Below are 24657 nucleotides of genomic sequence, written 5' to 3'. Positions count from 1 at the left end.
TTCTTTCAATTATTTCTTATTCCTTATTCTAAGGAATCCGTCTAGCTCCCGGTAGCAAGGTAAACGGTTCTTTTGTCTACTATTTTTACATGATTTCCGAGAAAGCCTGCTTCACGCCGGCGTAACTAGACGATAGATGACATTTCCTACGTTTTTTTGCTTTCCGGCACGGCAGCCATAAAAAAAACCCTTATGGCCACCGTGTTCTTCAGATGGGCATAAGAGATTCAAATCATTGCGTAATGCTTATTGATTACGGTAGTCCAGCGGTGTTACGCCGATTCGTTCTTTGAACAGCTTGCTAAAATAATGAGGATTCATATACCCGACGTCAGCTGCAATCTCATATATTTTCCGATTCGATTCCCGCAGCAGCTTCTGGGCATACTCCAGTTTGTTGCGGGTAATATATTCGATGAAATTTTCGCCGATTTCTTTTAAGAACACCCGGCTTAGATAGCCGGGACTTACATGGATCGCTTCCGCTACTTTAACTAACGTGATGTCCTCCAGCAAATTTTTATCCATAAATTCTTTTGCCTTGCGCACGATGAGGTTATCGCTTTGTTTGTTGACCGGGAATTGGAGAAGCGCTTCCATATAGGCTTCGGGTAATTGAATCATCGCGTTATACGCAGGGCTCGTTGAATAAATCAATGCTACGTTCAGCAGCTCCAATACCTTTTGCCGCAAGTTCTCCAAGTATTTGCTTCTCTCGGTCTGCCCTAGCTTTGTCATCGCTGGAGCGATCCATATGATTTCACGGAAGCTGCGGTGAAACACGACGCCTCCCCATTCTTTGGCTACGTATTCATCAATAAGGTACTGGGTAGACAGAAACCGTAGATTATCGGCATCTTCGATGACCGGCAGCCCGTCATCCCGCTTCCGGAAGATCGTCAGCCAATAACCAGATACGAAGAAGCTTGGGTCTAGGTCCGGCACAACCGGATGCTCCGGGAACGTATATTTGTCCAACAGCGTTAGTAAGTAATCATTTTTTTCTTCTTCCGTCAGATAGGAATTCGTTTCCTCGGTTATTTCCAGACGAGCGACTATTTTCCGGAGCGAAGCCGCGATTTCGTTCTCATCCATCGTCGGTTTATGCAAATAATCGGCTGCCCCGATCCGCAAGGCTTCTTGGACATAAGAGAACGTGTCATAGCTGCTTAAAATAATGACCTGGATCTCCGGTTTCTGCGCTTTAATCCATTTGGCGAGCTCAAGACCGTCCATCCCCGGCATTCTGATATCCGTCATGACCATGTGGATGTCTTCCTTCTCTATAATCCCTATGGCTTCCTCACCGTTCGATGCCTCTGCCTTCCAATTAATTCCGCAGTCCTCCCAATTGACCATGTAGCGAAGTCCGAGCCGGACGATAGATTCATCTTCGACAACGAGCAGATTCCACACGGCTTACCCCTCCACTTCCATTGGTTTATACGCCATCTTTAGAAAAATACGGGTCTGTCCATCATGCCGCTCGGCAGTCAAACCATATTCGTCCCCGAATCGCAGGCGAATGCGGTCCCGCACATTTCGCAGTCCGATATGTTTCGAATCGGCGCTATCCTCCCTATCTTCGGTTAACGCAAGCGAACCCTCTTGAAAACCGGCGCCGTCATCCGTTATTTCAATGATTAACATGCGTTGATCAGACGATAGTTTGGCCGATACCGTGATTTGCAATTTCCTTTCCAACCCTCTCGCACCGTGAAATATCGCGTTCTCAAGTATGGGCTGGAGCAGCATTGGAGGCACGGACGCAGCTTGGACGTTTCCGGAAATTTGCCATTCCACCTCGAACACGTTCGTATAACGCAGATCCATCAACAGGACATAATCCTTCAGGATACAAATCTCGTCTTCTAATGAAACGAGCTCACTGTCTAATTTCATATTGGCGTAGAGAAGCTTATTAAGCGATTGAATGAGCTTGGCAATTTGCGAGGATTGCTGAAGAATCGCAAGCATTCGAATGGAATTCAATGTATTGTATAGAAAATGCGGCTGGATCCGGGCACGGAGGGCATAAAGCTCCGCATGGCGCTTCTGTCGTTCCTTCTCTTCAATCGACTGAATCAATTCGTTCAGCCGATGAACCATTCTGCCGTAACTCGATTCCAGCCGGCCGATCTCATCTTCGCGCTCCAACGAGGCGGGAAGGAAGAAGTTACCCTTTTCCACCGCGCGCATCGATTTGATCAGTCTGTAGATCGGCTTAGAAAGTCCTCTAGCCAAAAGCCAAGATACAACCGCTGCGATAAAGAAGAGCGCGATCACGATAATAACGGTAAAATTCCGTATTGAGCGGCTGCCCTTCATCATTTCGTCGCGATCGACGCCCATGTAGATCTTCCAGCCCAAATACTCACTCTGTTGAAACACGCCGCTGTATTTCGTTCCGCTTCGGCTGGGCGAAGCCTCGACTTCCCAGTTTCCTTTTTTTAGCTCCCGTCCGATTGAACCGAGCTGTTCCGCAAGCAAAGGGTCAGACGCATAAATCAGCTTTCGGTCCCTGTCCAGCACGGTTACTTCCACGGTCGGGAGATTCAGCGAGCGAACGATCTTCGGGATGAAATTCGGCGAAATAAAAATAGCCATGACGGCAAGCGGATGATAATCCTCGTCCATCAATAGCCTGGAGCCAATGATGGCGTTAAAGGAATCGCCGTTGAAATGCTTCACTTCCCGCACGCCGGTTATGACGAAGCCCCCTTGTTCCTTCAGCGCTTCCTTGTACCACATGCTGTTTTTTGCTTTCTCATCCCCATTTAACGTAGAATTTCCATCAATGCGATAGCCGTTCATCGAACCGTTCATTCCGAAAATGATCAAGCCGTTTATCGATGAATTAATGGACGGATAAGCGCTCATCAGCCTAGCCATCGTTCTTTGAGCCTTAATTTCCTCGGACCCCCATTGCTCTGATGAAATATACGGCTTATTGAGAAAATCAAAAATATCAGGCAGATAATAGGGCAGCATGGTGAACCTGTCAAAGTCGCTGATTTGGCGTTCAATGGCGTTGTTAGCCTGCGTGAGTATTACATTTAGATCCTGCTCCATCTGATTATGAAACATATCGGATGATTTTTTATAAGCGATCGTTCCAAGGAGCAGAGTCGGGATACTGCTCAGTAAAATAAATAAGGCAAACAGCTTCGTTTGAAATCGAATATTTTTCCAATAGGCCATCATTTCACCTCTACCGAACTAAACTAACTAAACAAACCGAAATCGGCAAGTACCTTCGCCCATTAATTTAACACCACATCCCCGAATGGTCAATGAGTTTATCTAATCACACCCTTATTTTTAGTTGAACTCGCTAAATTATTAGTTAATTTCCCTCTCTAACACATACCACCGTATGAAGATCATTGTCTAGGCTGGTGTCATTACGGTACAAACGTCCATACGCAAAGCGCCTGTCATACATAATCTACAGGGTACTCAGAACTTTGGGAGGTGAATGATAATGAGTGGTTTTATTGGCGGTGCTCATAACAATGTTGGCATGATCCTGGTATTGTTCATTTTGTTGGTCATTATAGCGTGCAGCTGCGGTGTTTTTGGCGGCGGATACGGCAAAGGCTATTAATTTCTTCGCAGCTTGACGCGGTACCATCGTTAATCATAGCAGCAGGCTGCCGGGATTTTCCCGGCAGCTATTTACATACGAGTAAGGCATTAAAACCAGCCAAAAAGAATACGGGAAGGCCTGCCGTCATACAGTATTTGGAGTATGATCACTCGAAGGAGATGATATCATTGCCAGATCCGTTTGTAGCACGGTCTTTAGAGGAAGTAAGATTTTGGTCGCGGATAATGAAGGAGCATTCCTTATTTTTGAGATTGGGCTTCCGATGCGAAGATACCCAGCTGATAAATGAAGCGAATCAATTCTACGCCATTTTTGAAACGATAGAAAATAAAGCCAATGCCTACACGATGGGAACGGATCCCGCCGTAATCAGAAGATTTAATGAAGAAGTCCATACTGCCGTGTCCTATATTTGGGCCTTCAAGAGAAAGGTGCTTGGATTGATTCTGACCTGCCAGCTTCCCGGCGCAAACAACTTTCCATTGCTAGTGGATCACGTGAGCAGGGAAGCCAATTATTTCAGGAACCGGTTAGCGGAATTAAATCTAGGCAGATTGGAGCCATTGCCTGACGCGATCATAGACGAGAATGTATTCTTCCTGAGAATCATGGCCGACCATGCCAAATTTATTAGTCATCTGTTAGATCCATCAGAACGGCAGCTGGTTGAGCAGGCCAATAACTTCAGTCAAGAATTCGACCAACTGCTGTTTCAAGCCAAGGATTTGGAGTCCATGCGTCCTCAATCGCAAACGGTCCCGCTCCTTGACCAATTTCTTGATCAAAATCGGGTTTCCGTTAAATCGCTTCGCGACTTTAAGAAAACGGCGCGGGACTTAATTGAAGCCTGCCGGATTAAGAGCATCATCCATCCGCTGCTGGCGGATCACGTGTTTAGGGAAGCGGAGCATTTCCTAATCATCATCGATATGTTCGATGAAAGCCTTACTGGTAAAACCGGATGACGTTCCAGCCCTAGCAGGGCTGTTAAGAGAAACACGAAGGCCAGGCAAACTGGTGCTGGCCATAGCAAAAAAACGAGTACCGTCTCTAGAAGACGGTACTCGTCAGCTTGTAGAGAAACCCACGTTTTTTCAAAACGACGGGTTTCTCTTTTGTTTTTTATCTTCTCTTTTCGTGAGAAACAGAGGGTTTAAACCTCTCACGCCCTCCGTTCCAAGTGGAGGGCGATCTTCTTCATGTTCTGCACGGCGGCGGTCATCAACGCTTGTTCCATTACGTTGTTTAACCCGCGCAACCGGCAATAGCGAAACCCGTGGAGCTGTTTAGCATCCGCGAAGCTTCGCTCAATCGTTTCTTTTCGTTTTCGGTACAATCTTTTGCCCGACTTGCTTAAGCGGTTTAATCGTACTTGCTCTTTACTGTCCTCCCAGATGTGCCGGGTGACGATCTTACGCTTGTTACGTGAGCGCGTACACTTTTCTAGCATGGGACATGCTGCACAGATCTTCGGATCCGAAGCATAGTGTCGGTATCCGTGTCGGTCTGTCGTTCGGTAAGGCAATTTTTGTTGCTGGGGACAAATATACAAGTTCCGTTCGGCATCATATGTAAATTTCCATTTGGGATATAACCCTTGTGTCGGTTGAAATCTGCGGTGCGCAATAACACCATAAATGTTGCGGTCTTCAAGTCCCTTGCAAATCGGGGTCGTCATATAACCAGAATCAAGTGCGACTGCTTCAACTGCAAAACCAAAACGTTTACGCTGACGATCTAATCGAGAGAGGTACGGCACGGAATCGTGAACATTTCCTGCGGTTACGAAAACATCAGTAATGAGGTTGCACTTCACATCGACGGTACGATGGTCCAGATAAAAGAAGCCTTCCGGCTTGCCTTCCCGAAACATATATCCGCTGTCCGGGTCTGTTGTACTGACCTTCACTTCCTTGTCTTCGTTCACCTCCTCTCGTGGTTTTAGAGCTTTTTTCCTTGCGCTTTACGGTCGGTTTCAATTGCCGAGTTCAGTTCATCCAAATAATCCCTTGTGTTCTGCTGAACCTGCTCTTTTGTATATTTGTTTTTATTCGCATTCGCTTTCACGTGCGTGGAGTCGGATACCAACACACGGCCGCCAATCATACGGTGAGAGATGGCTTGCAGCACGATCTCATCAAAGATGTCCTGGAAGACAGAGGTATCCTTAAAACGCGTACGACGATTCCAACTGATCGTGGTGTGGTCTGGAACGCGATCGGTTAGCCCAAGTCCTAAAAACCAACGATAAGCCAAATTAGTCTGAACTTCACGTTCAAGTTGGCGTTCGGAACGTATGCCATAGAAATAGCCTAGAAAGATCATTTTGAAGAGAACAAGCGGGTCAATAGCTGGACGACCGTTATCCTGCGAATAAAGATGGCGAACCTTCTCATCGATAAAGGTGAAATCGATGTGCTTATCGATCTTGCGAAGCATATGATCAGAGGGCACTAGCTCCTCAATGGAAACCAATTCGTAATTTTGTTGCTTATCTCGATTAGTACGCAGCATCACGACACCATCCGTTCGTTTTAATTACTATAATTATACTGTATTAACGCGGTGTCGTGTTAAATTAATTAAACAAAAAGAAGACTGTCGAGACTTTCTCGACAGCCTGACGAGTACCGTCTCTAGAAGACGGTACTCGTTTTTGTTTTGATTGTTCGCGGTACAAGATTAGTCCCCTCTCAGCCATTGAAAGTTACCTCGTTAAAGGAATCCAAGCATGATTCCGCCTGCCGATCCCGTAATAACAATCAACCAAGAAGGCAGCTTCCAAATGGCAAGCATAACAAACAAAATGGCGGCCAGCGCGAAATCACCCGGTTCCATAATCGCCGTCGTCCATAAAGGATCGTACAGCGCCGCTAGTAAAATACCAACAACGGCAGCATTAATTCCGACTAACATGCCTTGGATTTTGGGGCTGTTCCTCATAACACTCCAAAAAGGAAGAGCGCCGGCAACGAGGAGGTACGCCGGAAGAAAGATGGCCGTAGTCGCAATAATCGCACCCGGTAAGCCACCGGCAACGGTTCCGAGATAACTCGCAAACGTAAACAGCGGCCCCGGTACGGCCTGCGCGGCCCCATACCCTGTTAGGAAATCCTCCTTGCTTACCCATCCCGCGGAAACGATTTCGTGCTCGAGAAGCGGTAAAACCACATGGCCTCCGCCAAATACAAGAGAACCTGTACGGTAAAAACTGTCGAACATCGCCAGCCATTCGAGATCTGACGCTTGTCTGAGAAGAGGCAGCGCAATTAGCAGCATGAAAAAGAGAACGAGACAGGCCACGGCAAAGGAACGGCTGATCGTTATGTTCAATACAGGAGCCGCTTCCGCTGCTTTCTTACGGTACAGCCATAGCCCGATAAGCCCGGCTGCAGCAATAATGATGATTTGGGAGTATGCCGTCTGCCAAAATAATATTATCGAGGCTGCCATCACCGCGATCGTTGCCCTATCCCGGTCTGGCGCAAGCTTCTGCCCCATCCCAAGGACGGCATGGGCGACGACGGCTACAGCTACGATCTTCAATCCATGGATCCAACCCATGAGTCCGATGTCATAGCTTTTAATTAGGAAAGCGAACGCCACTAACGCAAGGATCGAAGGAAGCGTGAAACCCAGCCAAGCCGCCAGACCTCCTAACCAACCTGCCCTTACGATTCCTGCTCCAATGCCGACTTGACTGCTTGCGGGTCCTGGAAGAAACTGGCACAGCGCCACAAGTTCCGCGTAACTTCGTTCATCCATCCACTTTCGACGGCGGATATACTCATTATGAAAATAACCAAGATGCGCAACCGGTCCTCCAAAGGATGTTAATCCGAGTTTTGCGGAAGCGCCGAAAACCTCTATTACGGCTGTAAACCTTCCTATCTTTTTATCTTGTTTTACGGTTTCTCGAATCGTTTCCATTTCGTTTTCTAGCTCCCTTGATCAAAAATGACAACGCAGGCTGCTTTCATTGTAACCTGTGCCGGGACGAGATTCAGCCCTTTCTTGCTTTTTAACAAATTCTATATATATACGCCTTGCAGTAAAATGAAATCAAAATGGCATGCCTAAGCTGCATATAACAATGGCATTAATGGCACAATAATCCGAGTTTTAAGCTTAACTTTTACTTGAAAAGCTTAATGATGATTGTACCGGAGGGACAAACAGTGAATAAGATGAGCATAGAATCGGATACGCTTTCGATCTTCGCCCTTGGCGGCGTGTATGAAATCGGCAAAAATATGTATGTTGTACAGTATGGGGACGATATTGTCGTCATTGACTGCGGCTCGAAATTTCCGGACGAAAGCCTTCTAGGCATCGATCTGATTGTCCCTGATATTTCGTATCTCTTGGACAATAAAGATAAAGTACGCGCTTTGGTGGTTACCCATGGGCACGAGGACCATATCGGCGGTATTCCCTATATTTTAAAACAGCTGAACATTCCCTTGTACGGCACGCGTTTGACGCTCGGTTTAATTAAAGGAAAGCTAAAAGAGCACCGTCTCAAAGAAACGACGCTGCATGAAATCCAATCTGACTCTTTAATCGAATTAGGCGCCATGAAGCTTTCTTTTTTCCGAACGAACCACAGCATACCTGATTGCCTTGGGATTGTATTGGACACCCCAGAGGGAACAGTCGTTCATACCGGAGATTTTAAATTTGACCTCTCGCCCTCCAACAAACAATTTCCCGATATTCACAGAATGGCTGGCATTGGCGAAAAAGGGGTTCTCGTTTTATTATCTGAGAGCACGAACGCCGAACGGCCGGGCTTTACCCCCTCGGAGAGATTGGTCGGAGAACGGATCGAAGAAGTGTTCCAGAAAGCGCAAAACAAAATTTTCTTGTCGACTTTCGCTTCCAACGTTAATCGCCTGCAGCAGGTAGTTGATGCCGCGATCATTACAAACCGCAAGCTGCTGCTGCTCGGCAGAAGCATGGTCAATGTGGTGGCGATTGCGCAGGAGCTCGGATATATCAACATACCCGATGGGATGCTGATTGAGGCAAAGGAAGCCAATTCGCTTCCGAGAGAGCAAGTAGCCGTTTTGTGTACGGGAAGCCAAGGAGAGCCGCTGGCCGCTCTTTCCCGCCTTGCAAGCTCCACCTATCCGCATACCGAAATTTCACCTGGAGATACGGTTATTTTAGCGTCTTCCCCCATTCCCGGCAATGAAAGAAACGTTGCGAGCATGCTGAATCATCTCTATTTGCTTGGCGCAAACGTCATCCATGGGTCCAGTGCTGCCTCAGGAATGCATGTCTCCGGTCATGGCAGCCAGGAAGAACTTAAGCTTATGCTAACGCTGATGAAACCTAAGTTTTTTGTTCCCATTCACGGAGAATATCGAATGCTGTACCAGCACCGGCAATTGGCTGAATCCGTAGGCGTCGAAAGCGACCATATCTACATTTTAAATAACGGTGATGTCCTTGATATCAAAGGCGAAAATGTCCAGCAGCTGCGCAAAGTCACAGCCGGAAATACGCTTGTCGATGGGCTCGGGATCGGCGATATCGGAAATATCGTCTTACGAGACCGTAAACACCTCGCCGAGGATGGTATTCTAGTGGTGGTGATTACGCTTAGCCGAACCGAAGGGACCATTCTATCGGGACCTGATATCATTAGCCGCGGCTTCGTCTATGTGAGAGAATCCGAAGCCCTGTTGGGTGAAGTCAGCCAGTTAGTAATTAAAACGATCGGAGACCTTCAAGAAAACGGAAATGACGGGAAATGGTCTATTCTCAAGCATCGAATCAAGGAATCGATAAGCAAATATTTATACGCCAAAACAAAGAGAAGACCGATGATTCTGCCCATCATAATTGAAGTGTAGATGAAGACGCAGTTAAAGACCCAGTTCCCCTCACCTCTTTTTAGAGCTGCAGGGGATTTTTTTTGCGCGCATCCAGATCGTTAGATGTCACGGAATATATTTCATAGCCGTATACTTTTTACCGCCCAGAGCACCCTAAAAGAAAAAATGGATGTGATAGACATGCATACGGTCTGGAAAGGCGCAATCAGCTTCGGATTAGTCCATGTGCCGGTAAAAATGTATACCGCCACCGAGGATAAAGATATACATTTTCGAAGCCTGCATAAGGAATGCGGGATGCCAATTAATTACGCAAAAACTTGCCGGCACTGCGAAAAGGAAATCGGCCCGGATGAAATCGTGAAAGGTTTCGAGTATGAGAAAGACAAGTTCGTTATCGTTAAAGAAGAAGAGCTCGATAGCATTAAAGATGAATCCGCTAAAACGATCAAAATATTAGATTTCGTTGACTTACAGGATATCGATCCGCTGTATTTTCAAAAAGCCTACTACTTATCACCTGACATGGCTGGAGCCGGCGCATATAGTTTGCTGCTTGAGGCCATTAAACAAACGGGGAAGATCGGCATTGCCAAAATATCCATCCGAAGCAAAAGCAGCTTGGCTGCCATCCGGGTGGTCGGAAACTGTATTTGTTTAGAAACGATGTATTTTCCGGACGAAATCCGCTCATTAACCCAGGTTCCTAATTTACCTCCCGTAAGCGTGGTGAACGAAAAGGAATTATCGATGGCCAAAGCACTTGTGGAGCAGCTCAGCGAGACGTTTGATCCGGAAAAATATACGGATGATTACCGGTTAGCGTTAACTGCATTAATCGAGCAAAAGATGGCCGAGGAAAGCATCGATATCGTATCCTCCCCTGCCGCAGAAGGACGCTCTAACGTGATTGATCTCTTGGCTACCTTGCAAGCCAGCTTAGACGCTACCAAGATGACCCCGCCTGCGGCTGCGCCAAAAAGAAAGCGCACCGCGAAGAATGCGAAGGATCATGTCTCATGAACATGCTCCTTCCTTCTGTACCGATGGCGCCTGTAACCTCTCCAGATATACCGGTTGGTCCGGAGTGGGGGTATCAAATTAAATGGGATGGCGTGCGCACGCCGGTACGGCTGGACGGCAGAAACGGCGTCGAGCTTTTTTCGAAACGGATGGAGCCCCGAAACAGTACCTTTCCGGAAATCGTCGATCTCTTGAAGCCAATCAACATCGGCGCTTCGGTTTTGGATGGAGAAATCGCGTATTTCGATGGTACAAGGCCGAATTTCCAACGCGTCCGGCTTGGCGTCCGCAAAAGAAAATATGACGAATCCCTCATTTACGTCATGTTCGACTTATTGTATGACGACGGAGAAGATATAAGGTCCCTCCCTTTCAAGGAGCGGTATGCGCGTCTTGCCGCCAAATTCCCGAACAAGGAGCCGCGGCTGTTTGTCAGTGACCTGTTTTATGATGGACCCGCCCTTTGGAACTGGGTTAATGACAGGGAATGGGAAGGCATCATTTCTAAGCATTTGGACAGCCCTTACGTCGAAGGCAAGAAACATAATCATTGGTTTAAAAAGCGGAAAGAAGTACGGATCGTCGCAGATGTCGTCGGAGTGAAGCTGAGGGATAAAAAAGTATCCAGTCTCGTGCTGCGTTACGAGGATCGGTACATCGGCCATGTCTCCGGCTTGGACAACGCATCCAAACAGGTGCTTGAGCAATTCATGCGAACTCATCGCGGGAGTTGTCCTTTTCCGGAATTGTCGGCAGGCATGAAAAAGTCTGACGTCGTTTGGTTGAGTGTGCCGTTTCCCTGCCGCGTGACTGCTCTGGAGTTTACCGATACCGGTCTGCTGCGACAGCCCAAATTAATAGGATTCGGAGGCGGAGATGAACCATGAAAGAGGGAGATAACGTACGGTTGAGAGGCTATCCCAAAGATTCAAAAATAGGCAAAGTCCGCAGGGTATCTAACCTGCATGTAGAGGTTTCCTGGATAATGGGCAGCGGCTGGAAGCACGTTGTTGAGCATGATATTCATGATTTGGAAGGAGTATAAGAATGCTCAATGAAAAGACGACGTTGGTTACCTGCATCGGCTGTAACGGGGTAAGCCAGATCCCTGTCGAGGATTTACTGGATCATCTGTGCATTCACTGCGGCAAATCAACAAAAGAAATGAAAGAAAATGACAAGGAATCATTAGTAAGCGATATCGATAAGGCATCGGATGAGCTGGATTATGTTGTCGGAGGGGTCATGCAAGGCAGCATGGGACCCGACGAAGCCGTGGAATGGCTCGAACATGATGCAAGTGAAATCGGCAATACGCTGGATAAAGCACGTGAATATATCGAGGATAACGAAATAGGATAAGTGCGAGGGGCAATGAAGGTAGTCACCATCGTTGCCTCTCCGCCCCTATTGTATTCAGCGTATGCTCTTTCCTGCAAGATCAGATTGATTAACCTTATTCTTATATGTAACGGATTCACTGCGCGGTCGAAGCATGCTTCCAACAAGCCGGAGACCTTGCTTTCGCGTAATGAACCGTGATAACTGCGCCCCAACATAATTTTGCATGCCCGGTACGACAAACAGCTTTCCTTCCTCCAAAGCCCGAAGGGCAACCTCCACTACTCTTTCCGGTGTGTCTTTCTTTCCGACAGAGGCTTCATCCGTTCCTACGACGTTAAAGAAGTCGGTATCCGTCGAACCGGGACAAAGCGCAAAAAACTTTATGCCGCGATCGCGGTTTTCCCACCATAATGCTTGTGTAAACGACAAGACGAAAGCTTTCGTCGCCCCGTATACGGCCATATAGGGCAATGGCTGAAAACCGGCGGTTGAAGCAACATTAATGACCGATCCAGAGCCTTTGAGCAGCATATTCGGCAAAAACAAGTGGGTCATATCGACAACGGCAGCGACATTTAGCATGACTTCTTCATGTTGGCGCTCACCTGATACTTGTTCAAACAAACCATGCGTAGCAAAACCTGCATTGTTGATCAACAGTTCGATATCTACATTCAAACGTTGACACTGCTGATATAACTCGCTGGGTGCCCCCTCTTTCGCAAGATCCGCTACAATCACTTCGGCTTTGATACCATACGCCTTTTGGAGTTCGGATGCCAAGCTTTCAAGCTTCGACTTCGACCGGGCCGCGAGTACTACATGGCTTCCTTGTTTGGCCAGCTGCCGCGCGAATTGCTCTCCGATCCCAGAAGAAGCCCCCGTAATTAGCGCCCATTTCCCTTTATTCGTCATCGCTCATCTCTCCTCGCTAGATACAATGTTTTTTAAAAGAAACATTGTTACCAATGCTGCATGCGTAATTCTCGATTCTCTTGGAACCGAGGAATCATCTTATTTGGTAACAGTGTTTCCGATTGGTATCATTGTATTATTGCTTATTCAGAAAGTCAACATGAACTTTTTAGTACTCCCAACGTTACATTGACAAGGGTCCGGTTACGATATAAAATTCCTGATATGAGACTCGGAAACTCCGTTTCCCAATGAAAACACGATAACCAAAGGTGATGAGTATGAGCGATCAAGACAATTCCTCCGCGAACACGAACACACGACAGTTAAAAACCTACCAAGAAGTCCGTTTGCAAAATAATGAGAATCTCCGCAAGCTTGTTATTGATGCTGCGGCAGCGCTTTTACAAGAAGAGGGACCGGAAGCCGTAACCGTGCGCAGAGTATCACAGAAAATGGATTGCTCGACGAAAATTATTTACAGCTTGTTTGTCAATAAAGAAGGATTGGCTCAGCAGCTTTATCTTGAGGGCTGCAAAATTCTTGCCCATGTACTCGAGGGGACGCCGCAAGCTGCCCATCCGGCTCAGTATATACGGAATATAGGCGAAGCCTATTGGCAGTTCGGACAGCGTTACTCCAGCTATTATAAGCTGATGTTCGGAGGAGCTTTCGCTGATTTTAAACCGGATGAGGGAAGCATGCAAGGCACCGTAACCGCCATGCGTCAATTATTGACCATGGTCAGCCATGCGCAAGAAAATGGATTGATTTCCGGCCAGTATGACACCGAAACCGTTGTGCGTATGTTCTGGGCCCCGCTTCACGGCGTTATTCATCTTTACTTTGGCGGACATTTGGGTGATGTACAATCGGCCCATGCCTTATACCGTCAAACCTTATCTTTGATTGTAAGCTCATTGTTTCCGGATCCCATTCGCTAAGGGGAAACCAAATCAAGCATTCCGCGTTCAAGAAAAAAAGCCCGCTGCGGCCTGACGGCCATAGCGGGCTTTCCAATCTTCCTATCTTGCAAAACGATGATGGCCGATTGTCGCAATGACATCCAGGCTGGACCAAAACGATCCTTTGGATATATTGGGGTTAAAGAAATAGACCGCATTCTCCACGTTGTTCTTGCCGTTCAAGGCATCCTTGGCGGCGCGAAGCACGCTTGCATTAGGTTTACTTTTGTCAAGCAAACCGTTATGGGCTGGCGGGAACTGCTTCCCTGAATAGATAACGTCGCGGATCGTATCCGGGAAGTTTGTATCCTTTACCCTGTTTAAAATGACATTGGCTAAGGCAAGCTGACCCTCATAGGACTCATAACCGGCTTCAACCATCGTAATTTTGGCAAGCAGCATGAGGTCCGATTCCGTGAACGGTTTTACCGGATGATTGAAGATCGAAGGAATAACGACTTTTAGCTGCGTTCCCGGTTTGTCGGTTGCTTTGCCATCCAGCCCGTTCCTCTTCAATAATTCGGGCATGCTGCTGCCAAATTCCTTGCTTATATCATCCAATCCGTACTCTTTCGTTATAACGGCTGGCTGCACCGTTGTGAGTTCGATGACATCTGTTTCTGTATTCATTTGCACGTTAGCGTGCAGCAATTCCGACAGCTGACGCAGAGGAACATAGAGCCTGCCGTCCGTCAAGATCGGAGCCGCATCCATCCGGTAGCGGCCTTCGTTGAAATAGACTACGGGTACACCGTTACCAAGAACAATGGTATCCCCTAATGCTGTATATATCGTTACTTCCTCATTCACGCCGTCCCAACTAAAATTCGCTCCGAACAACCCGGCAATGCGAGCCATAGGCACATACAATCTTCCGTCCCGTATAAAAGCAGGGTCTGTCATCTTCACCAATTCGCCGTTAAGTTTTATCTTCAAATCACTCGGAGCCCCGGCTTCTCCCGCGGAGACAATAGAAATCGGTCCGTTACAGAGCAGAAAAAACGCCAAAACCATTACGGTAAAAAGTCTTTTGAATGGCATGCCTTCTCTAATCATGAGTACCTCCCAGCACATCATGTTGGGTTAAACTCCCAACATTCATCTTCTGGGCAAAATTATATCACAGCTAAATACACCTTTAGGATTAACATTTTCACAGAATTAATCGCGCGTTACCATTTCTTGTGCGTTTCAAGAAGCAATCTACATATTTTTGCGGTATTCATTCGCCGACATCCCGGAGTGTGCACGAAATAATTTATTGAAATAACTGGCATTGTCATAAGCAAGTTCTTGCGAGATTTGTTCAATGCTTTGATTGGATTTATCCAGCAGCTCCCGGGCTTTTTCCATTTTACATTTGGTAACGAATTCGACAAAGGTTTCTCCGGTTTCTTTTTTGAAAATGCGGCTAAAGTGGGTAGGATTTAAATTTAATCTTCTGGCCATTTCATCCATAACGATTTTCTCGTTTAAATGCATGCGAACATATTTTTGCGCTTCCGCGATTTCTTTGCGTATGGAATGATCCTTGCTCGCTCTGACTGCGTCCATCTTCTCATGCAGAAATTGCAAAAACCAATTGCCAAGATGATCCAACGTATCTATGGCATAAATTTTTCGCTGCAGCAATTCCGCACTGTAATTAGTCAAAAAATGATGCATGACCGAGTATTTCAGTTCGATGTCAGACACGATTTTCAGCACCCAGCCGCGTACGGAATCGACAGGATATCTTTGCCGTTCTATATGCTCCAGCCACTTATCGACCATCCTCTTCAGCAGAGCAGTATCATCGGATTGAATACCCTTTCTCATATCATTTACGGCCTCGCTGTAGTGTACGAATAGTTCCTCCTCCGTCGGCTCCGCGTGCTGCGCATTTAGAATGCGATGCTCCCCCGAATAGAATCGTAACGTTTTGATATTTTGCAGCATTCTAATCTGTTTCTTTAACGTTGTCATGGAATCAAAGGCTTCGCCCAGATAAAAAGAGACCCCGATTTTCAGGCTGCGAAGGAACAATTTTTGAACCCTCTGCAGATCATCGGTTATCCCATCCCTTACATTAATTTTTATCGTCTTCGGATAAGGATAGAGAATGTAAAAAGTCCTCTCATTTTGGGCTAACACGATATGATCGGTGATTTGAACAGCTTCATTTAATGCATTTTCCGCGACGAACCTGACCTGATGCGCTCCTCCAAATCGATCCTCTACATCCGAGAAGCGTTCGAGTTTGCATAACACAGGTAAATAGCGGCGGCCGGCTGTTAATAGAATCCCCAAATTCTCGGCTCTGCGCTCCCACTCCGTCTCATCCAATACCGGCTGGTCAATCAGCGATTGTAAAAAGGTTGTTTTTAGCGCGGAGAGGCCATGCGAGATGGCTGCCAACAGCTTTTGATGGTCGTTTTGTATCGCTTTTTCCTTTTGAAGCGTCAAAATGAGCTGGCTCACAATGTCCGATAACTGCTCGATACGCATCGTTTCTTTCAAAATATAATCATTTACATTCAGTTTTACCGCTTGCTGTGCAAAATGGAATTCTTCATGGCAGGATAAAATAACCGTCTTGAGACCCGGATTTAGCTTACGTGCTTCTTCAATTAGTTCTAAACCATTCATGATAGGCATCCCGATATCCGTGATTAAGATATCAGGCGTTTGGCTCTTGCATGCTTGGAGTGCTTCCTCCCCATCCGAACAGGCTGCAATTAGTTCTAATCCCAGCTCTTCCCATGGGAGCTTGGCTCTCAAATATTCAAGAACCGGCATGTGATCATCTGCAATGATTACTTTATACATTTTGCTTTCCCTCCATCATGGTAGCGGGGAAAATGAATAGAACCGTCGTCCCTTTTTGATATTCGCTTTCCATTATCATCTGAAAATAATCGCCATATATTAATTTTAGCCGATCATACACATTCGTAAGCCCTATCCCCGCCGGCGTTCCTTCGTTTCGGTCATATCTCTCCATGATTTGCAGCTTACTGCGCTTTAAGCCGACATGGATGCGGCCCAAGGTTTCAGCGCTCATACCGGCGCCATTATCCTTAATCGTAATGCGTAAGGCTTCTTCCGTCTTTTCCACCTGGATAGAAATGATACCGCCCCCCTTTGAAAAACCATGCTTATAGCAATTTTCAATGATAGGCTGGAGAATAAATCTTGGAACGGTTTCCATATGCAGCTCCGCATTGATTTCGATCGTTGACTCGATTTGATGCCGCAGCGAAAAGTTCATCAGCTCCATATACTGCTGGGTAATTTCGATTTCGGTCCGCAAAGAAACAAACTCCTGCTGGGAGGAGAGGGTAGCCCGCAGCAGTGAAGATAACGAACCGACCAGCTCGGCATTCTCGTCATCGCCTTTCAAAAGAAGCTTTAATCGGATCGAACTTAGAACATTAAATAAGAAATGCGGATTAATCTGTACTTGCAGCATTGCAAGTTCCGCTTGTCTCTTAAGCTCTTGCTCCAGTTTTATTCGTTCGATCATCTCCGAGATGCGGTCGAGCATATGATCAAAAGATTTGCCAAGTCGGCCTACCTCATCCCCCGCCCTCACGTTTGATCGGATTTGCATGTCACCCGACTCTACCTTGAGCGCTACATCGCCTAAAATTTTTATCGGTTTGGTGAATTTACGGAGTAAATAGGTGAGGAAAAGCAGAAACCCCGCAGCAAACAAGATTTGCAGCAGCAGGCCCGATCGGTATATCCGATTCACTTTGTCGGTTAATTGCTCATAGGGGACCAAGCTAACCAATGACCAATCGGCATATTGAACGGGCAGCGAAACAAAAATTTGGTTTTCTCCTGCTATGTTAATCATCTCAGGTGATACGTTTGTCCTAGCCGACATCAGGCTGCTGAAGTTTTTGCCGATATAGCTTTCGTCGCGGAAGGACAGAATCCGTTGATTCTGATCCAATAAATAAATGTCTTCGGTCAGGTTGTCAATCATATTGCTGACCGTATTTTCCGAGCGGCTAACAATCAAATAGGCGAACGGTTCCGCGGAATAACCAGTCAAAGCGCGGGCTGTCATGATCACATACGGATCTTCTTCCGCTTGAAATTTCAAATAATTGGGTTGTACACCCAAATACATGGTTTCAAACGGCGATAATCCAGATAAGCTTTTGAACCATGGCAGTTTGCGAAATGAGGAAGGATCAAACTCGTAATAAGAATAGTTGGAGTAATAACGTCCATCCTTTGTGAGCAAAGTAAGGCGGATATCCGGTCTTGCATTCCCCATCTGTTCCAGCAGGGCAGTAACAGACATCGTATTTAACGGATCTTCCGGGCTTTGAAGCAGCATCTTGAGCTCATCATTGAATTGAACTCGATTCGATACTTCAACCATTTCTTCGATCATGCCGTGAATTTGATACTGAATAATACTTAACGACTGATTTGCGCTGTTCAATGCTTGCTCGCGTATAATTTGTTGCGAAAACAAGCTTGTGTTATATAGCATGACAAGCGTAGGAATCATCAAACAAACCATGGATGTCATGATCAGTTTTTGTCTAAGCGACAGCTTTCTCAAGAAGTTGATTTTCATTCCACGCTTTCCTTTCCCTAAAAACTGACGAAAGCTAGAGCACCGTAAAGGCTGCTCCAGCTTAGTAAACTATTCACTTCTATCCATTAAAAGCCAATGCATCATATTTTCCCATGGAAGCGATTATGAATTCGAATCAATCAGCTTTTGAATTCTCTCTTGTGCCGCATTCATCGTTTTTTCGATGTCTTGGCCTTGCAGCATCATTTTATCGAACTCTTCCTGCATCATTTTTTCCACTTCTGCCGAGTAGGCTGGCGGATTTATGACGGGAACCATCACGCTATTCTTCAAAAAGCTCAACGCCGATTCCTTGTCAATCATTTCAGGGTTAGACGTTGCAGCGATGATTTTATCCAAAACTTCTTCCATATTGGCCTTTTTCCAGGATGGAATATTTCTGCCCTGCTCAACTAGCCCTTGCGTTGTAAACCAACGGATGAACGTATACGCTTCCTCTTTATGCTTCGACTTACTGTACATCGTCAATATATCTGCTGAGACGGAGGTCGTGATCGGATCTTCTTTATTTACTTTTGGATATGGCGCAAACACTGTTTTGAAAGTAGCCGGCACTTTTTCTGTCCCCCCCGTCTCGGGAAGGAAGAACGTTCCTGTTACGATCATACTCGCGTCTTCATTGAAATACTGAGGACGATAGTTCAACTTTTGGCTAACTACCTCGGCGTAAGGAGTTGCCGATTTATCCTTCTCCGCTTGCAAACGCACTTCCAGCGATTTAAGCATATTCGGATTCATAATATTGGCGGTCTCGCCATCATCCGTGACAAGGTAGGCGTTTTGGGACTGGTTCACGAGGCCAATCATGGCATACGGATTGGTCCAGCCGTGGAAATACGTGCCATACCGTTTTTTCCCGTCGCCGAGTTTTGTCAATTTTTTGGCATAGTCGAGATACTCGTCCCAAGTCCAATCTGTCGGAATCGGCAGTCCTGCTTCGTTCAGATGGTTTTCGTTAATCGCAACGAACAAATTGACCGATTTACCTGGCAGACCGTAGATTCTGCCATTTTCTTGCGTATTGACGGTGTATTCATCCTCAAATTTGATTCCTTCTTTGTTCAAATAATCATCTAGCGGCTCGATCATGCCGAGCTCAACCCGCTGCACGTAAAAAGAAGGCTGTGAGAACATGATGACATCCATATTTTCACCCGAGGCTGCGGCCAAGTCGACTTTTTTCACTTGTTCGGCAGCATTGTTATCTCCTGCCGATACGAATTCGACTTTGATATTCGGATACTGCTTCTCGAATGCCTGTTTCACGGGTTCGAAATTTTCAGCTTTTAGATTGTACCAAGTGTGAACCTTAATCGTGACCTGTTTTCCATCCTTGTCTTTATCGGTACTGGCATTTGTTCCATTAGTTCCCATTGACGAGGAACAGCCTGCCAAAAATAATAGCGCAGCCATAAATACGATGGCCGAACTCGTCATCCATTTCTTAATCATATCGTTTCCCCCTGGTTTCACTTTTCTATCCTTTGACGCTCCCTGAAGCTACTCCCTCAATAACATGCTTTTGACCGAAGATGAAGATGATCAGCAATGGCAGGATTGCAGATACGGCACCTGCCATCATGAGCGAATAAAACTCTCCATTCACGTCGGAAAATTTCGTCATCCCTAACTGAAGCGTAAATAAATGGTCTGACCGCAGAAAGATCAACGGGTTCTGATAATCGTTCCATGTCCATATAAAACGCAGAATCATTACGGTAGCCAATGCAGACTTTACTAACGGCAGCGTAATTCGAACAAAGATGGTCCAATGGTTGGCACCGTCTATGCGCGCCGACTCGATAATTTCGTTATGAATGCTCATATAAAATTGTCTAAGAAGGAAAGTTCCGATCACGGAGGAACCGCTTAATAACACTAAGCCGGTATGGCTGTCAAATAGGCCTAACCATCGGTACATAATAAATTGAGGCACTAAGATTGCTTGGCTCGGAATCATGAAGGTCGCGAGAATAACGATGAACAGCAAATCGCGCCCTCTGAACGATATTTTCGAAAAACCGTATGCAGCCATAGCTGAAATAATCAGAGAGAAAACGGTTGTCAGTAAGGTAATCTTGATCGTGTTCCAATAGTACAAGCTAAAGGGCAGCGCGCCAAACCAAACTTCCCGGTAATTTTCAACGATATTCCAATTTTCCGGAATCCATTGAATAGGATAAGCCAACACATCAAGCTCCGGCTTAAAAGAAGCGGAGAGCATCCACAGGAATGGCATGACGAACATGATCCCACAGGCACTCATTAATAAAGTAACAATAATACGGCTAACACGTAACGAGCTCATAGGAATCCCCCTAGTAATTTACCCATTTCTTCTGGCCGATCCATTGCATAACGGTGATTGCCAGAATTAAGAGAAGAAGTGCGATGCCAATCGCCGACGCATATCCGGATTTCAATTGAATAAAAGCGACTTCATACAAGTAGAACACGATAACTGACGTCGATCCCGCAGGCCCGCCATTCGTTAAGATCATAATCAGATCAAACACTTTAAAGGAACCGACAATGCCGGTAATGAGCAGGAAGAACGTCGTTGGCGACAGCAGAGGTATCGTAACCGAGAAAAATTGGCGAATTTTCGTTGCGCCATCAATGTCAGCCGCTTCATAGAGGTCGCTTGGAATGTTTTGCAACCCCGCCATAAAGATAATCATTTCAAAGCCTATCCCCGCCCACACCATAATAATCATGACGGATATAAGCGAAAAGCTCGGATCTGCCAGCCAAGCCGGCGGATGATCAATCCCGAGCGACATCAGGAATCCGTTAATGGGTCCGCTGCTTGGATGGAATAAGACCCGCCACAGGACGGCTACGGCAACAAAGCTCGATATAAAAGGCATGAAATAAATGACTTTAAAAGCATTTTTAAAGTAGGTTGCTTTATTGATGAGGACGGCCAAGGCTAATGAGATAAACAAGGAAACCGGAATGACTAGAATCAAAACAAAATTGTTGGTTAACGACCGGATAAAATTCTCGTCCGAAAACATTTTTGTATAGTTATCTAATCCAATAAATTTGATATTGCTTAAACCCGCAATAAAGTTCCAATCGGTAAAGCTAATTATCCCGGAAAGTATAATCGGAATAATTGTGAGTACGGTGGCCGTAATTAACATTGGCGCGATAAATAAATACCCGGCTAATGTGTCCTGCAAAAATTTCTTTCGTTTTTTAAGGGGAACCTTGTTCTTCGCGGTTCCGGTTTCATGCAGCACTTGTTCCAATTTGATCACCTCATGTTGTTCGTCTATGGTTTCATTATAGGGAGGACTGCATTCGAATACAGGGCAATAATTTTTCTCTTTCAGAAATAATTTGCGCAAAATTCGACAGCTTGGCGATAAAGCATTTCCTTGTAGAACGAAAAGGCCATTCCCCGCATCACGCGGTAAGAATCACCTTTTCGCCCCGGGCAACTACTATGTTCGTCAATTTGAACTCTATCGGTTATTGGTTCGAATCAATTACCTTTTGAATTCTTTCTTGTGCAGCATTCATCGTCTTATCGATGTCCTGTCCTTGCAGCATCATGCGATCGAACTCCTCCTGCATCACTTTTTCTACTTCCGCCGAATACGCTGGCGGGTTTTTCGCTGGGATCATCACGCTGTTTTTAAGAAAGTTCAATGCTGATTCTTTATCAATCATTTCAGGATTAGCTGTCGCGGAGATAATCTTATCCAGCGCTTCTTCCATATTGGCCTTTTTCCAGGATGGGATATTTCGCCCCTGTACCATAAGCCCTTCCGTCGTAAACCAGCGGATAAACGTATAGGCTTCCTCTTTATGCTTCGACTTGCTGAACATCGTGACATAATCCGATGAGATCGTAGTCGTCATAGGGTCTTCCTTATTCACTTTCGGATACGGCGCAAAGACCGTTCTGAACGTCGCCGGCACTTTGTCCGTCCCCCCTACTTCGGGAATAAAGAACGTGCCCGTCGCTATCATACTTGCTGCTTGCGTGAAATACTGCGGCCGATAGTTCATCTTTTGGCTGAGCACCTCGGCGTAAGGCGTCGCAATTTGATCCTTTTCTGCTTGCAAGCGAATTTCCAGCGACTTACGCATAGCCGGATTCAAAATGTTCGCTGATTTGTAATCATCCGTGACCAAGTAGCCGTTTTCTAGCTTGCTAACTAATCCGAGCATCGCAAACGGATTCGTCCACGTATGGAAGTAGGTTCCATAGTGTTTTTTCTCGCCGCCCAGTTTGGTCATTTTCTTGGCATATTCCAAATATTCGTCCCAAGTCCAGTCTGTCGGAAGCGGCAGTCCTGCTTCCTTCAAATGGTCTTCGTTAATAGCCACGAAGAAATTGACTGATTTACCTGGCAGTCCATAATACTTGCCATTCTCTTGCGTATTGACGGCATATTCATCGTCAAATTTGAGCTGTTCATTATTTAAATAATCGTCAAGAGGCTCTAACATCCCGACTGCGATCCGCTGTACGTAGTGTGCGGGCGAAGAGAACATGATGACGTCCATGTCCTCGTTTGAAGCTGCGGCCAAATCCACTTTTTTCACATGTTCGTTAGAATTATTATCCCCCGCGGAGATGAAATCAACTTTGATGTTCGGATACTGTTTCTCGAATTCGCTCTTCACAACATCGAATTTCTCGTTTTCAAGGTTGTACCACGTATGAACCTTAATCGTGACGGGTTCCTTATTGCTCCCCCCATTGCTTCCGGTGTTTGTGTCTTTTGTTCCAGTTGATGAGGAACAGCCAGACAGAAGCATTGCCGCTGTCGTTAATGCGATTGCAGAGCTCTTCAACCATTTCTTAACCATTCAACTTCCCCCTTAATTGTAATAGACATTCAACCTTTAAAGCGCTTTCAAAATCAGATGGAAAGCTGCGTTTACGGTTCGTCTATGATTTGATTATAGGGAGCACGAAATTCAAATACAGGGCAATATTTTTTCTAATTCGAAAATAATTTGCGCGATAAAAGCTTTTTTCCGGTTATGATTCTGCTAACTCTAAACAGCTTTACATATAGAAGGCGCAGCCATCGGCTGCGCCCGTCCGGATAAGAATCCATCCCTTGCCTGTTATTGCTCCTTGCCAAGAAAACGCCAAAAATTCCGGTTCAACATATCATCCAAATCTCTCTGTATTTCTTCTTCCGTTACGGTCCAACCGCTGTGATGCAGCTTCTCGTATTTGTCCGCCAGCACGTTCCCGATAATTCTTCTGGAATGCTCCCATTTATAGATCAGCTGCTCGAAGACGCGGCAGTCAGAATGCTGCGGAATCATCGAAGTCCCAAGAAGCTCTAAGCGGAATCTCGTCATTTCTTCGACCATCGATTCGATGTGAAGAAACCACCAGCAGCCAAAAATCATCAGATTACGGAACTTGCGGGCAAGCACCGTCAGTTCATGTTGGTTTTCTCTTGCCAACATCGTAATAAGAAACTTCTGCTCCGGATATCGGCAGCATAACGCTTCCACTGCCGACACGTCGGACTGCATACTCATATCGCCTGCCAATCCCAGTGACGGATTCACTTTTCTCCGAACGCCAATCATGAGAGCAAACGGAATATTTTGTTTTTGGCATACCGGAATCATAACCTCATCTATCATTTTGCTTCGATGATCATCGGCAGGATATGTGAAATCACCCGGCATGGACACGGCAAGGTAGAGCGCATCCATGCGAATGATCCATTCCGATAGAAATCGGCGGGTCTCCTCTTTCGTCCGTTCCGTCCACTCCGCCTGTACATCATAACCTAGACCTTGAAGCTCACTCACGGCATGAGGCCAATCATTGAGCAGTGAATCCACTCGAAGCGCTGCATAAAACCGTGGATCCGTTTTACCTTTCCCTGATTGCCAGACAGGACGTTCTACTGGGTCGAACGGGTCGTTAGTCATCACGATTTTCTCGATTCCTGCGATTTGCATGACCGTATCGACCTGTTCATGCACCGTGCGTTTCTCAAGCGCTAGGCGGTAATCGTCAAGGTTACGAGAGGATACGTCCAGTCCAAGCCGTTTGAGAATCGTTATAAATCCTGTAGCTGCCTCGCTTACCGGTGAATGGTCAAGGAAAAGCAATTTCCATATCGAATCCGCTTGCTCCTGCTTAGTCATAGACCAGAAGTGGTCGTACTCTTCCTCCGACCACCTGAAACTCTCCGAAATCAAATAATGATAGGTTAGTAATTCATCAATGCCCCATAAAAGCAAACTCCCGAATTCAGGCGCATATAAATGCGTATGCATATCGGTGACGGGCGTGCTAAGCGCCAAGCGCTCAACCGTCTGCCGAAGATCAACCAAGCTCATATCCATTTGTGTACTCAT

21 protein-coding genes are annotated in these 24657 nt (G+C 46.1%); 8 read left to right on the top strand and 13 right to left on the bottom strand.

Annotation, left to right across the window (positions count from 1 at the left end; translation table 11 throughout):
• Positions 1–246: 246 nt before the first annotated feature.
• Positions 247–1416, bottom strand: a complete 1170-nt coding sequence (locus ACN6MW_RS25165; RefSeq protein ID WP_419872596.1) for a response regulator transcription factor — start codon at positions 1414–1416, stop codon at positions 247–249.
• Positions 1417–1419: 3 nt separating this feature from the next.
• The gene (locus ACN6MW_RS25160) at positions 1420–3204 is read right to left on the bottom strand and encodes a sensor histidine kinase (RefSeq protein WP_419872595.1); all 1785 of its coding nucleotides are present in this window, start codon (positions 3202–3204) and stop codon (positions 1420–1422) included.
• A gap of 280 nt (positions 3205–3484) precedes the next feature.
• Between ACN6MW_RS25160 and ACN6MW_RS25155 the strand changes: the two genes are divergently transcribed.
• Positions 3485–3607: a sporulation protein YjcZ gene (locus ACN6MW_RS25155; RefSeq protein ID WP_419872594.1), complete on the top strand. Its 123-nt coding sequence runs from the start codon at positions 3485–3487 to the stop codon at positions 3605–3607.
• 161 nt (positions 3608–3768) lie between these two features.
• Positions 3769–4575, top strand: coding sequence for a DUF2935 domain-containing protein (locus ACN6MW_RS25150; RefSeq protein WP_414698849.1), 807 nt, complete (start codon positions 3769–3771; stop codon positions 4573–4575).
• 197 nt (positions 4576–4772) lie between these two features.
• Here ACN6MW_RS25150 and ACN6MW_RS25145 read toward each other — a convergent pair.
• Positions 4773–6124 (bottom strand): IS1182 family transposase gene (locus ACN6MW_RS25145; protein ID WP_419871355.1). Its coding sequence is split into 2 segments (ribosomal slippage): positions 4773–5557 and positions 5557–6124, totalling 1353 coding nucleotides; the frame shifts between segments, so codons are not numbered across the junction.
• 201 nt (positions 6125–6325) lie between these two features.
• A complete protein-coding gene (locus tag ACN6MW_RS25140) occupies positions 6326–7540 on the bottom strand; it encodes a chromate transporter (protein WP_419872593.1) in 1215 nt (404 codons plus the stop codon).
• Between the two features lie 257 nt (positions 7541–7797).
• Here ACN6MW_RS25140 and ACN6MW_RS25135 point away from each other — a divergent pair, with 257 nt between their 5' ends.
• The 5 genes from ACN6MW_RS25135 to ACN6MW_RS25115 all read left to right on the top strand — a co-directional run bounded on the left by ACN6MW_RS25135 (position 7798) and on the right by ACN6MW_RS25115 (position 11838).
• The gene (locus ACN6MW_RS25135; RefSeq protein WP_419876441.1) at positions 7798–9471 is read left to right on the top strand and encodes a ribonuclease J; all 1674 of its coding nucleotides are present in this window, start codon (positions 7798–7800) and stop codon (positions 9469–9471) included.
• Positions 9472–9633: 162 nt separating this feature from the next.
• Positions 9634–10476, top strand: coding sequence for a Ku protein (locus ACN6MW_RS25130; protein ID WP_419872592.1), 843 nt, complete (start codon positions 9634–9636; stop codon positions 10474–10476).
• Positions 10473–11363 carry a DNA ligase gene (locus ACN6MW_RS25125; protein ID WP_419872591.1) on the top strand — a complete coding sequence of 297 codons (891 nt, stop codon included), beginning with the start codon at positions 10473–10475 and terminating at the stop codon, positions 11361–11363. The genes ACN6MW_RS25130 and ACN6MW_RS25125 overlap by 4 nt, the downstream gene beginning before the upstream one ends.
• Positions 11360–11521 (top strand): hypothetical protein, encoded by a 162-nt coding sequence (locus ACN6MW_RS25120; protein WP_419872590.1) that lies wholly within the window; start codon positions 11360–11362, stop codon positions 11519–11521. Before ACN6MW_RS25125 ends, ACN6MW_RS25120 begins: the two co-directional genes overlap by 4 nt.
• Positions 11522–11523: 2 nt before the next feature.
• Entirely contained in the window at positions 11524–11838 is a 315-nt protein-coding gene (locus ACN6MW_RS25115; protein WP_419872589.1) for a hypothetical protein, read from the top strand.
• Positions 11839–11892: 54 nt separating this feature from the next.
• Here ACN6MW_RS25115 and ACN6MW_RS25110 read toward each other — a convergent pair whose 3' ends face one another.
• Entirely contained in the window at positions 11893–12735 is an 843-nt protein-coding gene (locus ACN6MW_RS25110) for an SDR family NAD(P)-dependent oxidoreductase (protein WP_419872588.1), read from the bottom strand.
• A 281-nt stretch (positions 12736–13016) separates the two neighbouring features.
• Between ACN6MW_RS25110 and ACN6MW_RS25105 the strand changes: the two genes are divergently transcribed.
• Complete coding sequence (locus ACN6MW_RS25105; RefSeq protein WP_419872587.1) at positions 13017–13679, top strand: TetR/AcrR family transcriptional regulator; 663 nt, start codon at positions 13017–13019, stop codon at positions 13677–13679.
• Between the two features lie 81 nt (positions 13680–13760).
• On the opposite strand, the gene ACN6MW_RS25100 is transcribed toward ACN6MW_RS25105, so the two are convergent.
• The 8 genes from ACN6MW_RS25100 to ACN6MW_RS25065 all read right to left on the bottom strand — a co-directional run bounded on the left by ACN6MW_RS25100 (position 13761) and on the right by ACN6MW_RS25065 (position 24657).
• On the bottom strand, positions 13761–14756 hold the full coding sequence (locus ACN6MW_RS25100) for a cell wall hydrolase (RefSeq protein WP_419872586.1): 996 nt from the start codon (positions 14754–14756) through the stop codon (positions 13761–13763).
• Between the two features lie 147 nt (positions 14757–14903).
• Positions 14904–16508 carry a response regulator transcription factor gene (locus ACN6MW_RS25095; RefSeq protein WP_419872585.1) on the bottom strand — a complete coding sequence of 535 codons (1605 nt, stop codon included), beginning with the start codon at positions 16506–16508 and terminating at the stop codon, positions 14904–14906.
• On the bottom strand, positions 16501–18279 hold the full coding sequence (locus ACN6MW_RS25090; protein WP_419872584.1) for a sensor histidine kinase: 1779 nt from the start codon (positions 18277–18279) through the stop codon (positions 16501–16503). Before ACN6MW_RS25090 ends, ACN6MW_RS25095 begins: the two co-directional genes overlap by 8 nt.
• A gap of 123 nt (positions 18280–18402) precedes the next feature.
• Positions 18403–19752 carry an ABC transporter substrate-binding protein gene (locus ACN6MW_RS25085; protein ID WP_419872583.1) on the bottom strand — a complete coding sequence of 450 codons (1350 nt, stop codon included), beginning with the start codon at positions 19750–19752 and terminating at the stop codon, positions 18403–18405.
• Positions 19753–19777: 25 nt separating this feature from the next.
• Complete coding sequence (locus ACN6MW_RS25080; protein ID WP_419872582.1) at positions 19778–20608, bottom strand: carbohydrate ABC transporter permease; 831 nt, start codon at positions 20606–20608, stop codon at positions 19778–19780.
• Positions 20609–20618: 10 nt separating this feature from the next.
• The gene (locus ACN6MW_RS25075) at positions 20619–21557 is read right to left on the bottom strand and encodes a carbohydrate ABC transporter permease (RefSeq protein ID WP_419872581.1); all 939 of its coding nucleotides are present in this window, start codon (positions 21555–21557) and stop codon (positions 20619–20621) included.
• Between the two features lie 223 nt (positions 21558–21780).
• Positions 21781–23130: an ABC transporter substrate-binding protein gene (locus ACN6MW_RS25070; RefSeq protein ID WP_419872580.1), complete on the bottom strand. Its 1350-nt coding sequence runs from the start codon at positions 23128–23130 to the stop codon at positions 21781–21783.
• A 264-nt stretch (positions 23131–23394) separates the two neighbouring features.
• A complete protein-coding gene (locus ACN6MW_RS25065; protein ID WP_419872579.1) occupies positions 23395–24657 on the bottom strand; it encodes a glucuronate isomerase in 1263 nt (420 codons plus the stop codon).

Source organism: Pristimantibacillus sp. PTI5, assembly GCF_048572955.1.
Classification (GTDB): domain Bacteria; phylum Bacillota; class Bacilli; order Paenibacillales; family Paenibacillaceae; genus Pristimantibacillus.
This window is presented reverse-complemented; position numbering and strand designations above follow the sequence as displayed.